Annotated in this window: 14 protein-coding genes; 6 read left to right on the top strand and 8 right to left on the bottom strand. The window is 42.6% G+C overall.

Annotation, left to right across the window (positions count from 1 at the left end):
- Positions 1-332: 332 nt before the first annotated feature.
- The 6 genes from ACOFKR_RS14965 (at position 333) to pruA (ending at position 9,523) form a co-directional block, all read left to right on the top strand.
- Positions 333-713: a hypothetical protein gene (locus ACOFKR_RS14965; RefSeq protein WP_419801603.1), complete on the top strand. Its 381-nt coding sequence runs from the start codon at positions 333-335 to the stop codon at positions 711-713.
- A gap of 63 nt (positions 714-776) precedes the next feature.
- Positions 777-5,171: a CusA/CzcA family heavy metal efflux RND transporter gene (locus ACOFKR_RS14960; protein WP_419801602.1), complete on the top strand. Its 4,395-nt coding sequence runs from the start codon at positions 777-779 to the stop codon at positions 5,169-5,171.
- Positions 5,168-6,334, top strand: a complete 1,167-nt coding sequence (locus ACOFKR_RS14955) for an efflux RND transporter periplasmic adaptor subunit (protein ID WP_419801601.1) — start codon at positions 5,168-5,170, stop codon at positions 6,332-6,334. The genes ACOFKR_RS14960 and ACOFKR_RS14955 overlap by 4 nt, the downstream gene beginning before the upstream one ends.
- An 88-nt stretch (positions 6,335-6,422) precedes the next feature.
- Positions 6,423-6,932 (top strand): hypothetical protein, encoded by a 510-nt coding sequence (locus ACOFKR_RS14950; protein ID WP_419801600.1) that lies wholly within the window; start codon positions 6,423-6,425, stop codon positions 6,930-6,932.
- Positions 6,933-7,092: 160 nt separating this feature from the next.
- Entirely contained in the window at positions 7,093-7,776 is a 684-nt protein-coding gene (locus ACOFKR_RS14945) for a cytochrome b/b6 domain-containing protein (RefSeq protein ID WP_419801599.1), read from the top strand.
- 112 nt (positions 7,777-7,888) lie between these two features.
- A complete protein-coding gene (gene pruA, locus ACOFKR_RS14940; protein WP_419801598.1) occupies positions 7,889-9,523 on the top strand; it encodes an L-glutamate gamma-semialdehyde dehydrogenase in 1,635 nt (544 codons plus the stop codon).
- Between the two features lie 49 nt (positions 9,524-9,572).
- Here pruA and ACOFKR_RS14935 read toward each other — a convergent pair whose 3' ends face one another.
- The 8 genes from ACOFKR_RS14935 to ACOFKR_RS14900 all read right to left on the bottom strand — a co-directional run bounded on the left by ACOFKR_RS14935 (position 9,573) and on the right by ACOFKR_RS14900 (position 16,931).
- Positions 9,573-11,342, bottom strand: a complete 1,770-nt coding sequence (locus ACOFKR_RS14935; RefSeq protein ID WP_419801597.1) for a DUF4209 domain-containing protein — start codon at positions 11,340-11,342, stop codon at positions 9,573-9,575.
- A gap of 397 nt (positions 11,343-11,739) precedes the next feature.
- Positions 11,740-12,177 carry a VOC family protein gene (locus tag ACOFKR_RS14930; protein ID WP_419801596.1) on the bottom strand — a complete coding sequence of 146 codons (438 nt, stop codon included), beginning with the start codon at positions 12,175-12,177 and terminating at the stop codon, positions 11,740-11,742.
- A 69-nt stretch (positions 12,178-12,246) separates the two neighbouring features.
- Positions 12,247-12,690: a DUF1569 domain-containing protein gene (locus tag ACOFKR_RS14925; protein ID WP_419801595.1), complete on the bottom strand. Its 444-nt coding sequence runs from the start codon at positions 12,688-12,690 to the stop codon at positions 12,247-12,249.
- Between the two features lie 393 nt (positions 12,691-13,083).
- A complete protein-coding gene (gene hemJ, locus ACOFKR_RS14920; protein ID WP_419801594.1) occupies positions 13,084-13,623 on the bottom strand; it encodes a protoporphyrinogen oxidase HemJ in 540 nt (179 codons plus the stop codon).
- A 137-nt stretch (positions 13,624-13,760) separates the two neighbouring features.
- A complete protein-coding gene (gene hemE / locus ACOFKR_RS14915) occupies positions 13,761-14,786 on the bottom strand; it encodes a uroporphyrinogen decarboxylase (RefSeq protein ID WP_419801593.1) in 1,026 nt (341 codons plus the stop codon).
- Between the two features lie 28 nt (positions 14,787-14,814).
- Positions 14,815-15,342, bottom strand: coding sequence for a tetratricopeptide repeat protein (locus tag ACOFKR_RS14910; protein WP_419801592.1), 528 nt, complete (start codon positions 15,340-15,342; stop codon positions 14,815-14,817).
- A gap of 2 nt (positions 15,343-15,344) precedes the next feature.
- A complete protein-coding gene (locus ACOFKR_RS14905) occupies positions 15,345-16,049 on the bottom strand; it encodes a response regulator transcription factor (protein WP_419803649.1) in 705 nt (234 codons plus the stop codon).
- A 12-nt stretch (positions 16,050-16,061) separates the two neighbouring features.
- On the bottom strand, positions 16,062-16,931 hold the full coding sequence (locus tag ACOFKR_RS14900; protein ID WP_419801591.1) for a sensor histidine kinase: 870 nt from the start codon (positions 16,929-16,931) through the stop codon (positions 16,062-16,064).
- Positions 16,932-16,947 lie beyond the last annotated feature (16 nt).

The raw sequence follows: 16,947 nt of genomic DNA, 5'->3' as shown, positions 1-16,947 counted from the left end.
GAAGCATCAGGAGTTTATTCTCCCACAGGAAAAAATATTGTATATGATTGCCATGGATTTTTATGTCGAAAGGCATCTGCATGATCGTCTTCTATAGGAGCCAAAATGGGTTTTGTGCCGATTAAAAACCGGGACGACTACCCTCACTACTTTTATATCGATAAAAACAGCATGGCAATGGGACAACCGATACATTTCCCAAACAGTTGAAAGTCTTATCTTGAATGTTTCTATTTTGCGATAAAATCCGACAAAGCTTGTTTTTGCGTGTTATATTTGAAGGTCTCTTTGTTTTTTGGAACAACCTGATATTCAATCTTTGTTAAAATATTATGCGTGCCCGAATAGCCCGGTTTCTTCTGCTCTTGTTTTTGCTGCAAAGCACGGTGTTGGGCGAAATGCTGAAGCTCCCACTGTTGGTGCAGCACTACAATCAGCATGTGCGTTTGCATCCGGGCACTACGATTGCCGGTTTTTTGAAAATGCACTATCTCGACAAAACCGTGGTTGACGAAGATTATGCGCAGGACATGCAACTGCCGTTCAAAACGTTGGATAACCATAATCTGGCCATCCAATTGTCTATGCCGCCGATTGTGGCACAAGTGGCACATTTTCGCACCTTTCACCTTCTACCCAAAATTGGATATTTGCCTTCCCCTGTTGCGTTTCGGTTTACAGATAAGGTTTTCCAGCCTCCAAAAACCGTGTGACCGCATCCTGCCCTGCTTGTTTTGGCAGGGCTTCATCCTATTTCAAACTAAGTTCAAAAAAAAATGATCGATCGAATTATAGAATTCTCGGTCAGGAACAAACTCATCGTGGGCTTGCTCGTGCTGCTGATGGCCGCTTTTGGCGTCTATTCTGCGTCTAAGCTACCTGTTGACGCCGTTCCTGACATTACCAACAACCAAGTGCTGCTGATCACCGTTTCGCCCTCTTTGGCTGCGCCGGAAGTAGAACGCCTGATTTCCATGCCCATAGAACGCGTAATGGCTTCGCTGCCGGAACTAAAGGAAATGCGTTCCATTTCCCGCTTCGGGCTGTCCAACGTAACGGTTGTGTTTAACGACAATGTAGACATTTATCGCGCCCGGCAAGAGGTGAGCGAGCGCATCAGCCAACTCAAAAACGTGATCCCGCCGGGCATTGGCGAAACCGATATGGGCCCGGTTTCCACAGGTTTGGGCGAAGTTTACCAATATTATGTAGTGCCAAAGGCCGGATATGAAAACCGTTATACGCTTACAGAACTACGGACGATACAGGAATGGATTGTACGGCGGCAACTGCTTGGCGTGCAGGGCGTTGCAGACGTGAGCAGTTTGGGCGGCAAGCTGAAAGAATATCAGGTGGTGGTGAATACAGACCGTTTAAAAAGTCTGGGCATCACGTTGAATGAATTGTACAACGCTGTACAGCAAAACAACGAAAATACAGGCGGTGCTTATATCGAAAAAGGCCCGAACGCATACTATATCCGTACCGAAGGCCTGGCGGCTTCGCTTGACGATTTGCGAAATATACCGGTAAAAAACGTACGCGGCTTGCCCTTAAAACTGGGCGATGTGGCCGGTGTGCGCATCGGCAATGCTTTGCGCTTTGGGGCGATGTACAACGATAAATATGGTGAGGTTTCCGGTGCCGTTGTGCTGATGTTGAAAGGCGCGAACGCCGTGCAGGTGGTGAAAGACGTGAAGGCAAAAGTGGAAGAAATCAAAAAACGCCTGCCCGAAGGTGTTACCATTATGCCTTATTATGAACGCAGCAAAATGGTGGGCAACTCTATGGACACTGTTAAAAGAAACCTGATCGAAGGCGCGCTGATCGTCATCTTTGTGCTGGTGTTTTTTTTGGGAAACCTGCGCTCCGGTCTGGTGGTGGCTTCGGTAATTCCGCTTTCCATGCTTTTTGCACTGATCATGATGGATTTGTTCCACGTTTCGGCCAACCTGATGAGCCTCGGCGCATTAGATTTCGGGCTGATTGTAGATGGTGCCGTTATCATTGTTGAAGGCGTGATGCACCGTTTCCGCGACAAGGCCAATGATCAGCCAAATGAAGCGGTCACGCGGGAAGAGGTGGACAACGAAGTCAAAAGTGCCGCTTCACGATTGATGAATTCTGCTATTTTCGGCCAGTTCATCATCCTGGTAGTTTATCTGCCGATCCTGAGTTTGCAGGGGATTGAAGGGAAAATGTTCCGCCCGATGGCAGAAACCGTGGCCTTTGCTTTGATCGGTGCTTTTTTGCTTTCGCTTACTTATGTGCCAATGATGACTGCACTCACGGTTGGAAAAAATGCAGGGAAGCCGAATTTTGCGGATAAAATCATGGCTTTTCTGCAAAAACATTATTCGCCGTTGCTGGACAAAACCCTGCAACATACCAAAATCGTGCTTGCCATTGGCATACTGATGCTGGTTGGTGCCTTTTTCGTGTTCAAATCTTTGGGCGGGGAGTTTATACCGCAGCTGGAAGAAGGCGACTATGCACTTGATGCCCGTTTTCTGCCCGGAACTTCCCTTACCAAAACCATTGAAGGGATGAAACAGGCAGCGGACGCCCTTAAAAAATATCCCGAAGTGGAACAGGTGACGTGCAGGATCGGATCGGCAGAAATCCCGACGGACCCCATGTCCCTCGAGCAATGCGATATGTTCATCATCCTGAAAGACAAAACCAAATGGACCACTGCAAAAGATTATGACGGCCTGGAAAAAGCTTTTGGCAATGCGCTGGCGCAAATCCCGGGCTTGAGCGTTGGGTTTGAGTATCCGGTGCAAATGCGTTTCAACGAGCTGATTTCCGGTGCCAAGCAGGACGTTGTGGTCAAGATTTTTGGCGATGACCTGAACCAGTTATCAGACCTCGCCCAAAAAGTAAGCAACATTACCAGGAAGGTGAATGGGGCTGCCGACGTTTATGGCGAGAAAATCATCGGGTTGCCGCAGTTGGTTGTCCACTACAACCGTGCGGCATTGGCACAGTATAACCTCAGTATCAGCCAGGTAAACCATATCATCAATGCTGTTTTTGCAGGTGAAAAAGCGGGGAGCGTTTATGAGGGCGAGCGGCAGTTTGATCTGATGCTCCGCATGTCCGACACGGCAAGGGCTGATTTCAACAACCTGGAACAGTTACAGATAAATACGCCCGGCGGACAACAGATACCGTTGAGCCAGGTAGCCAATATCAGCGTAAAAGACGGGCCAAACCAGATTCAGCGCGAAAACGGCGAGCGGCGGGTTTCGGTATCCTTCAATGTACGCGGCCGCGACGTGCAAAGCGTGGTGAACGACCTGCAACAGCAGATCAAACAAAAGGTAAAACTGCCGCCCGGTTATTACATTGAATACGGTGGTCAGTTTGAGAACCTGAAATCGGCCAAAAAACGGTTGAGTATCGCGGTCCCGGCTTCGTTGTTGTTTATTTTGGTGCTCCTGTATTTTGCTTTCCGGCAATTTAAGGAAGCTTTGCTGGTATTTTCGGCGATACCGCTGGCCGCAATCGGGGGCGTTTTTGCGCTTTGGGCCCGCGGGATGAACTTTAGTATTTCTGCCGGGGTGGGTTTTATCGCTTTGTTTGGCGTAGCGGTTTTGAACGGGATTGTGCTGATCAGCGAATTCAACCGGTTGCGCGCGGAAGGCATGGAAGATACCGATGAATGCATCCGAAAGGGCACGGGCAACCGGTTACGGCCCGTTTTGATGACGGCAACGGTAGCTTCCCTTGGGTTTTTCCCGATGGCCATTTCCACGCATGCCGGTGCAGAAGTCCAGCGTCCGCTGGCCACCGTCGTGATCGGTGGCCTGATCACAGCAACCTTGCTTACGCTGCTGGTTTTACCTGCTTTGTATAAACTTTTTGCCTCGGAAAAAAAGAAAAAAAAACAGCCTGAAAAAGTCATTACCGCCATAATAATTTTGCTGGCATTATCGCTTCCTTCCCGGGCGCAGCTGCTTCCGGTGGCCACGCAACAACCGCACGGACAATCGATCAACATAAATGATGCGGTAAAAACAGCATTGGCCAACAACGCATCTATTAAATCGGCACAAAACCAGGTACTTGCGGCGAGTGCAAATGTTGGGACGGCTTACGAGCTGCCAAAAACACAACTGCTGGCAGATGCCGGAAAAATTAACAGTCCATATATTGACAACCGGTTTTCCATCACGCAAAACCTGCCTTTTCCAAGCGTTTTTTCTGCACAAAAGGGTTTTTTAAACGCGGAAACGAAATTGACAGCCCTGCAAGAGGAAACATTGCGCAACCAAATTGCTTATCAGGTGCGGGACGTTTATGTGCAGATGGCAACGGATTTGGCCAAAATCAAGTTGCTTAATCTGCAGGATTCCGTTTATGCCGAGGTAATCCGTTTGGAAAAGTTGAGGTTTGATTTAGGGGAGACCTCGCGCATCAACCTAACCAGTGCCGAAGCAAAGGCCGGGATGCTTCGGAACCAGCGTTTGCAATTGGTTGCCGATGTAAACGTTTTGCAAAGCCGCTGGCGATATTTACTGGGGACAGAAAAACTGTTGCTGCCCGAAGACCAATCACCTCCCGCCTGGCAAAAGCTTTTGCTGGCAGATTCTGCTGCGGCTTTGGATAACCCAGAAGTGAGGCAAGCGAAACAGCAGCTCGCCATTAGCGAAACGCGGATCAGGGTAAGCCAGGCGAGGCGTTTGCCGGAGCTTCTTTTAGGGTACAATAATCAGAGTTTTGTTGGGCCGGACCTGAAAAATACCAACGATTTGCTGACACGTGGAAACCGTTTTTCTTCGTATCAGGCCGGCCTCAGTATCCCGCTTTTTTTCGGGCCTTACCGTTCGGCGGTCAAATATGCGGTTTTTCAAAAAAAAGCCGCAGAATTTACGCTTACGGCCAAACAAAGCGAATGGCTCGGCCAGTGGCGGCAAACGGTAGATCGGTATCAGCAGCAACTGCAGTCCGTCACTTACTACGAAACGCTCGCACTCAAGCAAGCGGCCGAACTGCTGCGTACGGCATCGTTGTCTTTCAAAAGCGGTGGAATCGGTTATATCGAGTATGTAACGCTCTACAATCAGGCCGTACAACTACAAACCGACCGGCTGGACGCTTTGCTGCAATTAGACCAAACCATCAACACGATCTGGTATTACCAGGCGCAAACAGAAAAACCATGAAAATTAGCTATATCATTATCCTTTCGCTGTTGTTTTTTGGTTGTGGCAACGGAGGGGACGACAACAAAAAAGACCAGTCGGAACCACAATCACAGCAACCAAAAGAGAAAGGCAACACCATTGTTTTTGATGCGGCACAGATCAAAAACGGCAATGTGGACACCGGTCATCTGGCCATGCACAAGCTTTCGGGCTATGTGCATGTAAACGGCCAGGTAGATGTACCGCCTGAGGACCTGATTTCCATTAATGTGCCTTTAGGCGGATTTTTAAAACAGACGGACATGCTGCCTGGCCAGCCGGTGCGCAAAGGGCAGGTTTTGGCCACAATAGAAAACCAGGACTACATTACTATACAGCAGGATTACCTGACTACAACCAGCCGAATGGTGTTTTTGAAGCAGGAAATGACACGTCAGCGCGAATTGAGCGCACAGCAGGCCAGCCCGCTAAAAATGTACCAGCAATCGCAGGCAGATTACAACAGTGAACAGGCACAAGCAGCAGGTTTGGCACAAAAGTTAATTATGCTCGGTATTAATTCACAGAAACTGACCGCTTCTTCAATCCGGCCTTATATCTATATTACTTCGCCTATAAACGGCTATGTATCAAATGTTAATGTAAACATCGGGAAATACATAAACCCGACAGACGTACTGATGGAATTGGTAAACACCAGCGATATCCACGCGACCTTAACTGTTTTTGAGCAGGACATCCCGAAGATCAAAATTGGGAACGCCGTTAAAATAACCTTGCCAAGTATCGCAGGCAAAACCTATCCCGGAAAGGTGATTTTGATCGGCCGGATGCTCGACAGCTCGCGGAGTGTATTGGTGCATTGCCACTTCCTCAAAACTGATCCGCGCCTGCTGCCCAATATGTTCCTGCAGGCTGTCATCGAAACAAAACCACAAAACACACTTGCCGTTCCGGATGGTGCTTTGGTTAATTTTGAAGGCAAACCTTATATTTTTACGGCGCAGTTAAAACCTCAGCATAAAATGTTGTTTAGCATGGTGCCGGTAAATATCGGTGTGCAGGAAGGCGGCTGGAACGAGATCAACCTGAACAAACCCGAACTACACAACCAAATATTTGTGCTAAAAGGGGCATTTTCCATTTTATCGGCCATGAAAAATACAGGCGAGGAGGAATAAGGTCAGGAGGTTTGGGTTGTGAGGTGAAGGCAGCTGGCTTTCAGCAATCAGCTTTGGGACGGGATTACTTTAATCTAAAAAAATAAAAATGAACGAAATAAAAAATATAGACCACAATGCCGAGCGGCAGTATGTAATCCAGAAAGTGCAGCCGGCTTTATTGGGTTTGATGGACGGCTCGGTTTCTACGTTGGCACCAATTTTTGCCGCCGCGGAACTGACGGGACAACCGATCAAGGCTTTTTACGTTGGTTTGGCGGCTTCGCTGGGCGCAGGCATCAGCATGGGTCTGGCCGAAGCTTTGTCAGACGACGGAACGGTTACCGGCCGCGGCACACCTGTTTCGCGCGGAGCCATTACGGCTTTTGCAACGGCACTGGGCGGAATGCTGCATACCTTACCATTTCTGATACAAAACATCAATACCGCTCTGCACGTAGCTTATGTAGTTGTGGTTTTTGAGTTGCTGATGATCGCATTTATCCGGTATAAATTTATGAAAACACCACTTGTATCAACTATCTTGCAGGTGATAGTGGGTGGCGGAATAGTGCTTATTATCGGGATTTTGCTCGGGAAAATAGGGGTAGGCACTTAAAGCTATTTAAATTTTGCCCGGTTTGTCCCTAATGCTTCTTTTATCGGCATAAAATACGAAAGCAATTTTATGGGCATAAAAGAAGCATCAGGTTTTTTTCTGCTTTCTGTTTAACAAACTTATAAAAACTAAGCATTCATCAACCTGTAAAATACATAAAATGGCCTTTATAGAACCTGTAAAACAAGACCCCGCAAACCTTGCCCGGCACAAACGCTATCCGGCAGGGTTGCGGTTTTGGCATTGGATGAACGTGCTGATCATCAGCGGGTCATTACTCACTGTATTGATTAATTCTACGCTGCTAAAAACCCGTGGCAACGCAGCTTTCATCCAAAATGAATCCCAAAAAAATGGTTTGGTTTTGACCCAAAACCAGGCGCGTGCCATCGCCCATGCACAAAGTGACGAAGTTTGGTCAGTCCATATTTATTTCGGTTATGCGCTGGCCGCTTTTTTTGTTTTCAGGCTGATCCTGATATTTTCCCGGCCAAAACAACAGCGCTATTTTACACAGCTAAAAGAAGCATACCGCAACTATTTTAAACGGAGAAAAAACGGTGACAATCCGCTGCATGATTTTGCGGTAAAGGTCATTTATCTGGGTTTTTACATTTTGCTTGTCATCATGGTGCTGACCGGCCTTTCGCTGGCATTTGACGAAAAACTGGGCATTCCTCCAAATATCAGCCATTCCATCAAGGACGTACATGGATTTTGCATGTACCTGGTTTTGGCTTTTATTTTAGTACATATAACAGGCGTGGTTTTGGCCGAACGGAACCGCAGCCAGGGCATTGTTTCCGATATGATAAACGGCGGAAGGGCAAAAGATGAACTTTAGGTTTTTATACCGATAAAAACAGCATCGGTAAGCCGACAGTTCTTACCTCAAACCTCGTAGCCCACAGCTCATCCAAACCCTTATATTTGCATTTTCAAACAACACAAAAAACATGCTCAAAGGATTTTTCACGATACCGGAACCCGTAAATGAACCGGGCCTAAATTACGGTTTGCACAGCATAGAACGGGCGATGCTGAAAAAAGCGTTACAGGATGCCCGCAGTCAGGAACTGGATATCCCGATGTATATTGGCGGCGAAGAAGTGCGTACCGAAAATAAACTGGCCATTCGTCCGCCGCACGATCATAAACATGTTTTAGGTTATTTTTCCGAAGGCGATGCAAGCCACGTAAAAGAGGCGATAAAAGAAGCATTGGCCGCAAAAAAAGCCTGGGAAAACCTGGCCTGGGAGCAGCGTGCCGCAATATTTTTGAAAGCTGCCGAGCTGATTGCCGGACCGTATCGATATAAAATCAATGCCGCCACGATGTTGGGGCAATCTAAAAATGCTTTTCAGGCCGAGATTGATGCGGCTTGCGAATTTATTGATTTTCTGCGCTTTAACGTAGCGTATATGTCCGAAATTTATGCGCAGCAGCCCGCTTCCGGCAAAGGCGTATGGAACCGTATGGAACAGCGTCCGCTGGAAGGTTTTGTATTCGCGTTAACGCCTTTCAATTTTACAGCAATAGCGGGAAACCTGCCAGCATCTGCGGCCATGATGGGCAATGTGGTGGTTTGGAAACCGGCTTATCCGCAGGTTTATGCCGCCAATGTAATTATGCAGGTTTTTAAAGAAGCAGGTTTGCCCGACGGCGTGATCAACTTAATTTATGTTGACGGGCCGGTTGCCGGAGATATTATTTTTAACCATCCTGATTTTGCCGGGATCCATTTTACAGGTTCTACCAAAGTTTTCCAAAACATCTGGCAAACCATCGGCACCAACATCCATAAATACAAAACTTATCCGCGCATTGTGGGCGAAACCGGCGGGAAAGACTTTATTTTAGTGCATAAAAGTGCAGATCCGGATATTGCAGCTACAGCCATTGTGCGTGGTGCGTTTGAATATCAGGGACAAAAATGTTCTGCTGCTTCACGCGTTTATCTGCCCAAATCTTTATGGCCTGCCATCCTGGAAAAAGTTTTGACCGATCTGCAAAGTATCAAAATGGGACCGGTTGAGGATTTTGAAAACTTTGTAAATGCCGTAATTACCGAACAATCTTTTGATAAACTGGCCAACTATATTGATGCCGCAAAAACAGCATCCGGCGTGGAAATTATTGCTGGCGGCAATTATGATAAATCTGTTGGCTATTTTATCGAACCAACGATTATTAAAACCGATGATCCGAAATATATAACGATGTGCGAAGAATTGTTCGGGCCGGTTTTAACAGTTTATGTGTATGAAGATGAGGAGTTTGAGGAAATTATGGAAATTATTGACCAAACTTCGCCCTATGCTTTAACCGGTTCAATTATTTCTACCGATCGTTATGCTATTGAAAAAGCAACATACGAACTGCGGAATGCAGCCGGGAATTTTTACGTAAACGATAAATGTACCGGAGCAGTTGTTGGCCAGCAGCCCTTTGGCGGTGCCAGAGGTTCGGGCACGAACGATAAAGCCGGTTCCATGATTAATTTATTGCGATGGGTTTCGCCAAGAACGATCAAAGAAACTTTTGATCCGCCGAAAGATTATAAGTATCCTTTTTTGGAGAAGGAATTGTAGGGTTTGAAAAAAGTCCGGCTGTGAGGCTGGACTTTTTTATGTTGTTGATTTAAGGAGAAACTTTGTTGATCATGTAATTATACTTTGCCAAGCGTAAAACACATAAAAAAACTAAAACTGCTTTACACCAAGTATAATCTTGTGGTATATAAAACGAGTGAGCTACGTTATTCCTAATATTATATCCTTTGTTTGTAAGTGTATGTTGAAATAAGTTTAAATCGTCCTTATTGAAAACTTCCTTTAATGAATCACTTCTTAGTAAATCTTCTAAAATCAATTCAGTTGTGTTTCCATTTTTGTCGGTTTTTGTAATAATACCACCAGTCAAGTCAACTATATCTCGTAAAACACCTTCAAATTTTAGGGATAAAAAATCTATTGAAAATCTCCAATCTGGTTGTTTATTCCTAAGTACTAATTTGAGTTGTTCAAAAAAGCTTTTCAGTCCTATATCTAACATTGAAAACCAAGTATATGACAAATTTTGGTCATTGCGAGTAATTATCAATTCTTGTCCAAAGAACAAATTAATAGATAGTTCCTTTGCTACTTTATTGTATGAAAGTTTTTTACACTCAAAACTTGTCATAATGACATCATAGTAAAAGTATAGTGTGTTTGAGAGATAAAGTGAATATGCCTCAAATTTTAAATGCTCTTTTATTTCTACATCTTTTTCATTATTATTTATATCTATTCGATTTAGCTTGAAATATTGGTACATGAAATTGTTTTTATTCTCTTCAGCATATTTTTCCAAATATTCATCAGGAATAAACATTAAATTATTACCAAGTATAAGCTGGTAAAGAATATTTTTTGTAGAAGAGTTTATAATTGAGAAAAACAATTCTTCATATATTCTTTTCTTTTCATCGCTATTTCCAATTTTAGCAGAAAACTTTAATAATTTACAGTTTTTTTTATTCTCATTATATTCTAAAACTGCTTTATCGTGCTTAACTATATTAGTTGCGTTTTTGTAATACTGAATAATATTTTTATAAGTTTTCCTATTCTGGTGAGGAATAATTATGCTTTCTGGCTTGCCATCATATTGTCTAATGTTTTTGTATTCATTATCTCCTAAAAGTTCATTAATAGCTTTTTGTATTTCAGAGTTTTGTTGTAGCTTTTTTGCTATATCAAGCCCTAATTGCAAATTCATTTCTACGAATCGATGTTTAATTTCATTTTTTGCTAAATCAATGCACAATTTAGAAATATAATCAAGTTCAATAATAGTACCTTTAAAAAGGTCAGATTTTAAAATTGAACTTATTATGTACGTTTTTATTCTGTTACAGATCTGATGATCTTTGAGATAATTATGAATTTGTTTTTTAAACTCCTCCTTTTTATGGTTAGTTGATTTTGTTAAATGAATGATAATATCTAACGCCTCTTGAAAGTTTAAACTTACATCTTCTTGATTTGGATTGCCAAGATATAATTCAAGATTTTTTTGATATTCTTCAATAGCTTGATTTCCAAATTTATTATGTGTTGTAAGACAATATAAAAAGTGGTTATACTTTGCTTTAAGTAAATGATTTTGAGTTTCGTTTATTCGTTCGTTCAGATATTCTTCGACAATTGTTTTTCTATAGGTGAATATTTCTTGGGTATGATCAACTTTTAGTTTAGATAATGAATTGTACTCTATTGAAAGCATTAGTCGCAATTCATCAGAAGCTGTATTCCAATCAAAGTTATCTGGTTGAATCAATGCAAAACATTCTTCTATTTTCTCTAATTTTAAGTAAAGATTATTTAATATATCTTGTTCTTCTAACAAAAGAGTTTTTACATTCATTATTTTATTTGTTAATCGAGACTTTCAAACAATCTTTAAGTTTATGAATTTTCAATCCTATAGTGCTTCTTTTACCATTATAAAATTAGTTTGCTATGTAAATCTTGCAAATGTTTTTCAGGGTTAAAACTCTACTGGTTGGGGTTTGTAACTCCGTCCTTTGAACTATAGATCTTCAATCCGCTGAAATTAAATGCTTCTTTTATCATTGTTTTTTGGACTTGTGATTTTTGGATAGAAGTTTTTATAAATAGAATTTTTGAAATAAGATCATATATCTAAAGTGCAAAGAAAAGTTCAAAAGGTATAAATAAATTCTGTTATACCAATTGGCCTGGCAAACTATTCAGCCCGCCTATTGCCAATACGATGTTAATCGTTCTTTGTTTTTCTTCTGTTAAATTTGCCCTTTGTACTTCGGATCAAAATCTACCATCCATTCAATTCCATATTTGTCTCTGAAACAACCAAAATAGGAACCCCAGGGACTGTCTCCAATTGGCATTTCAATTTGTCCGCCTGCCGAAAGCCCATTGTACAATTTATCCGCTTCATCACGGCTTTCTGCACTAATCGATATTTTAGACCTGTTTTCGTTTTCATTTGTTTTTCCCATACTTTCCGGAACGTCATTGGCCATTAAAATATTTTTTCCGATGGGCAAAGCGATGTGCATTATTTTATTTGCCTCATTTTCTGTTACTGGAAACTCAGGGCTTGACAGGTCTTTAAAACGCATCACTTTTGCGAACTCGCCGCCAAAAACTGATTTGTAAAAATTAAATGCTTCTTCGGCATTTCCGTTGAAGTTAAGGTAAGGATTGATGAGTGCCATGATTTTTATTTTTTAGGTTTTTTTTTCTTATTTGAAATGTTTCAGTACAGTATCGCTATTCAATTACCGCTAACTATTAAATTGCCGGAGATGATGGTCGATATGCTTATAAACCATATATCCAATCTGTTCTTTTGTCATGCTTCCGAAAAAAGGATGTACGAAGTCAAGGTTTGAAAAATGCTGATATTCATCAATCCTGGCAAGCCATTTTATTTTTTGGGTTGAAACATTTCCGTTTCCGTTTATTTTAAGTTCAGCAATTGTGGGTGTATTTCGCTGTAATGGTTTTTCATCTTTTAGAACAATTTTTAAAGCCATTTTACCAAACAGGCGGCCAAGCAATGCACGTTTGTACTTTTTATTGCCTAAAACCATTTCTTCCCACAGCGTACAATGTTTCAGCATCTGATAAACATTCATTTTGCCCCATTGCGCTGTGCTGCTTTCATCAAGCGTATTGATCCTGTTGATCAATTCATCCCTTGTTGTTTCATTGAATATGGTTTTCATATTTCTACCAGTTATCAAACAAATTTACGGTACAGAAACTAATAAAGGCAGGCGGAGCCATGACAATTTAAGGGGGCAAATGCGACAAAGTACAGATCATGCTTCTTTTATCACCTAAAAATATGGTGGTTTTTTATAGATTTTTTATCAGCAGCAATTATAAAAACAAAAATTTAGGCGATAAAAGAAGCATTGCAAACTTGTTGGCGCAGATTTAATCTGGTTTTAAGAATGAAAAACTGGTTTTAACAAACAGATGTTCACTTCCCGGATAACCGGAGCAACAGTTTTTTAAAACAATCCGGCTACAAATCCTGAATGTTTTTTTAAAGTATCAGGATAAAACGAAGAAAACTAAAAATGATTTTTAAAGACAAGTACCGATTTAAAGTTTTATCCCTGATTTTTCAACCGGTAATATTTATAAATTTTAACTGCCGACATGATGATCAGCGAAAACACCAGCAGGCCGATCACCCCAAAAACCCAGCTTAAAGCATTTTTTAAAACGGCCAGAAAAACAATGGCAAAAAGCAGTATCGTGGCCACTTCGTTCCAAATGCGCAGTTGGGTGGAAGTAAATTTGTAAATGCCTTTCCGCATTTGCAGCATCATGTTTTGGCAGATAAAATGATACACCATCAAGCCCAGAACAAAACCTAATTTTACCTGCAGCCAGCTTTGTTTTAATAAATTTGGGTTGATGCAAACCATGGCGATCCCAGCCAGTAAAGTCAGGATCATGGCTGGCGTGGTGATGATGTTGAACAGCTTTTTTTCGATGATTTCAAACTGATCGGAAAGCACTTTTTTTTCAATTTCCGGCTTGTCCTGCGCCTCGGTATGATAAATAAACAAACGGACCACATAAAACAGCCCAGCCATCCAACTGACTACAAAAATAATATGGACGGCTTTAAGGTACAAGTACATCGGATGCTGTTTTTATGCCTGTTTTTTGGGTGAACTTCGTGGTTTTAAACAAAGGAAAAATCTGTAAATGCTTCTTTTACCGGTATAAATTCACCGCTTTGATGAAGGTATCCCCCTACTGATAGCGCAACACGAAATCAATATCGAAATTCCTTGATAACTTCCACCGCGTATTTTACATTCTCAAACGGAATATCCGGCATAATGCCATGACCGAGATTGAAAATAAAACCATTTTCACCACGCATCCGCTCAAAAAGCTGATGGATACGTTGTTTGATCACGCTTTTTTCAGCATACAAAATATGCGGGTCCAGGTTGCCCTGCACGGCTACTGTTTTTGGCAGCTTTTTTTTCATGTCGAGCAAATCCGCGTTCCAGTCGATCGAAATTACATCCGGATTGGCTTCGGCCATCAGCGGCGCAAAAACAGAACTTCCCTTACAAAAAGAAATCACGGGAATATCTTTCCGGTTCAAATTACCAATGATCTCAGCAATATATCGGTGCGAAAACTCGGTGTAATCTGCCCAGCTCAAAGCCTGCGCCCAGCTGTCAAAAATCTGTACGGAATTTACACCGGCAGCAATTTGCAGGTTGAGGTAATCAGCGGTAACGGCTGCAATTTTTGCCAGTAAACGATGTGCCAGTTCGGGCTGGTTGTGCAGCATTAATTTAGTCAGTTTAAAATCTTTGGAAGAGCCGCCTTCCACCAGATAGCTCATCACCGTAAAAGGCGCACCGGCAAAACCAATCAGCGGGATTTTACCGTTTAAACGCTGCTGGATCACCTTGATCGCATCGGCAACGTATTGTAATTTACCGCTTACTTCGGTTTCTAAATTATCAACGTCTGCAGCCGTCCGAACCGGGTTGGCAAATCGTGGCCCAACGCCTTGTGTAAAACTCAGGTCGCCGCCCATGGCTTCCGCCGTAACCAAAATATCGGAAAACAAAATGGCCGCATCAACATCCAGCAAATCCACCGGCAGCATCGTTACATCAGCCGCAATTTCCGGCGTTTTGCACATCTCCAGGAAAGAATATTTGTTTTTGATTTCCCAGTATTGCGGCATAAAACGGCCTGCCTGGCGCATCATCCAAACCGGCGGACGAGGTGTGGGTTTAGAAAAAGCTGCATCGAGCAGTAAATTGTTCATCATAAATTTAGGGTGATAAAAGAAGCATCGGCTATCTTTTTCGCTGTTTTATTTCTTGTTCAAGCTTGGCGATCACGTCGCGCATACGGCCGGTTAGGTTTTGGCCCTGTTTTAAGGCAAGACCTAAGTAAGCTTCTGCTTTATCAAAACGATGTTGTCTTACGTTGATATTGGCCACATGCACCAATGCTGCAACATGATCATTCACAGAACGTAATGGAAACTGTGCCGCAATTTCATAATGATTTTCAGCGGCTTCAAAATCCTGTTTTTGAAGGGCAATTCCGCCCATCATATATTCGTAATAACCACGGCGTTTTCTGCTGAGCCAATCCGGCCGGGCTATTTGCCGAAGCAGGTTTTCTGTTTTACCGAAGTTTTTGTCGTGGAAATCTTTGGCCGCTAAAACCACGGTCCCTTCCTTAAAATAACCCCAAACCAGCATCCCGATGGCCAATAAAGCTACACCGGCAATTTCGTAAGCCTGTTCGTAAATGCTGAAAAGCATCACCAAAATAAAAACAAAAATAACCAGTTGGCGCGCCCGGTTAGTAAACATTTTTAGTGATTATCGGTGAATTTATAACCAACACCACGGATAGAATGGAAAAAAACCGGATTCTTCGGATCAGGCTCAAAATATTTTCGGAACGTCAAAATAAAATTATCAATGGTTCTGGTTGATGGGTAAACGTCGTAATTCCAAACCGTTTCCAAAATCTGCTCACGGGAAACGGCATCATTGCGGCGTTCAATCAGCAGTTTCAGCAGCATGGTTTCTTTTTTGGTGAGCGGCGTGACCGAACCATTGTCATTTATCAGCTCAAACGAATTGAAATGAATGGTTTTATCACCAATTTTATAACTGTTGAACTCTTTCAGGTCATCTCCTTTCAAGCCTCTTTTAACCAGATTATTTACGCGGAGGATCAGTTCTTCCAGGTTAAAAGGCTTCGTCAGGTAATCATCGGCACCTTTTTTTAAACCGTTCACGCGGTCTTCATTGGTGTTTTTGGCCGTTAAAAACATGATCGGCACTTCCGAGTTTTCCAAACGAATGGTTTCTGCCACCTGGAAACCATCAATTTCCGGCAGCATCACGTCCAGCACAATCAGGTTAAAACGCTCTTCCTTAAATATTTGCAAGGCTTTTTTACCGTTTACCGCGGTAGAGACTTTATAGCCTTCTAGTTCCAGGTTTAGTTTGATGGCTTCGAGCAAATGCTCTTCATCTTCAACCAATAAAATTCTTTTTTTACTCATGATTTGTAGGTTAGGTTAGGCAAATACAACTTCAAAAATACTGCCCGAAGGTTTGTTATCGCGCACTTTAATGGTGGCTTCATGCTTGTCCAAAACGTGTTTTACAATAAATAAACCCAAGCCAGTGCCTTTTGTATTCCGGGTATCTTCGTTGCCAACGCGGTAAAACTTATCAAAAATACGCGGTTTTTCTGCGTCGGAAATACCGATTCCATGATCTGCAACCATCAAATGCACCGATTGTTCTTTGCGTTTCAGCTTTACTTCCACCACTTCACAAGGGCCGGAATATTTAATGGCGTTCTCTACCAGATTATTGATCATGGAGGAAAGTGCAAATTTATCGCCCACAATTTCAATATCCGGCTCAACATGGGCAGAAATAATCTGCTGGTTACAATCGCATTTATTGATTTGGAGGCGGTTAACGATGTTTTGCACCAGATCTGACAGGTTAAAAGTTTCTTTTGGGAAAGTGTACGAACTGTTGTCAATCCGCGAAGCGATCAGCATATTTTCCACCAGATCGTTCAGCCGCTCAATATCAACCAAACTTTTACCGATAAAATTCATCTGTTGTACGCGGTCCAAATCCCGTTTTTGGATGGTTTGCAAATATAATTTAATGGAAGCCAGCGGCGATTTCAACTCATGCGTAACCGATAGTAAAAAGTTTTTTTGCTGCTGGTGCAACCTGCGCTCCGAGTTGATGGATTTGTGCAGAAAATATGCACCGATAGAAAAAATAGCGATAAAAACAGCCAATTCGCCAGCGATCATGCCGATACGTTTCGGCTCGGCACGCACCAGCAGAACACTCCACCAAACCAATTCGGCCAGCGTATAAGAAAACAGGAAGTAGAAAATTAAAAATGGTTTTCGCATCGGTTGTTAAAATTGA

Origin of the sequence: Mucilaginibacter sp. (genome assembly GCF_965201005.1) — a bacterium.
Taxonomy (GTDB): Bacteria; Bacteroidota; Bacteroidia; order Sphingobacteriales; family Sphingobacteriaceae; genus Mucilaginibacter_A.
Note: the sequence above shows the minus strand (reverse complement) of the source record. Positions and strands in the feature narration are given on the sequence as shown.

What these genes read in the sequence shown, in the direction of transcription:
- ACOFKR_RS14930 (WP_419801596.1), bottom strand. Translation starts at nt 12,177, where the DNA reads ATGGCACTCATCAATCCTTACCTTAACTTCAACGGAAATGCCGAAGAA.
- ACOFKR_RS14925 (WP_419801595.1), bottom strand. Translation starts at nt 12,690, where the DNA reads ATGAAAACCATATTCAATGAAACAACAAGGGATGAATTGATCAACAGG.
- ACOFKR_RS14965 (WP_419801603.1), top strand. Translation starts at nt 333, where the DNA reads ATGCGTGCCCGAATAGCCCGGTTTCTTCTGCTCTTGTTTTTGCTGCAA.
- hemJ (WP_419801594.1), bottom strand. Translation starts at nt 13,623, where the DNA reads ATGTACTTGTACCTTAAAGCCGTCCATATTATTTTTGTAGTCAGTTGG.
- ACOFKR_RS14950 (WP_419801600.1), top strand. Translation starts at nt 6,423, where the DNA reads ATGAACGAAATAAAAAATATAGACCACAATGCCGAGCGGCAGTATGTA.
- ACOFKR_RS14945 (WP_419801599.1), top strand. Translation starts at nt 7,093, where the DNA reads ATGGCCTTTATAGAACCTGTAAAACAAGACCCCGCAAACCTTGCCCGG.
- ACOFKR_RS14900 (WP_419801591.1), bottom strand. Translation starts at nt 16,931, where the DNA reads ATGCGAAAACCATTTTTAATTTTCTACTTCCTGTTTTCTTATACGCTG.
- ACOFKR_RS14960 (WP_419801602.1), top strand. Translation starts at nt 777, where the DNA reads ATGATCGATCGAATTATAGAATTCTCGGTCAGGAACAAACTCATCGTG.
- ACOFKR_RS14955 (WP_419801601.1), top strand. Translation starts at nt 5,168, where the DNA reads ATGAAAATTAGCTATATCATTATCCTTTCGCTGTTGTTTTTTGGTTGT.
- hemE (WP_419801593.1), bottom strand. Translation starts at nt 14,786, where the DNA reads ATGATGAACAATTTACTGCTCGATGCAGCTTTTTCTAAACCCACACCT.
- pruA (WP_419801598.1), top strand. Translation starts at nt 7,889, where the DNA reads ATGCTCAAAGGATTTTTCACGATACCGGAACCCGTAAATGAACCGGGC.
- ACOFKR_RS14935 (WP_419801597.1), bottom strand. Translation starts at nt 11,342, where the DNA reads ATGAATGTAAAAACTCTTTTGTTAGAAGAACAAGATATATTAAATAAT.
- ACOFKR_RS14910 (WP_419801592.1), bottom strand. Translation starts at nt 15,342, where the DNA reads ATGTTTACTAACCGGGCGCGCCAACTGGTTATTTTTGTTTTTATTTTG.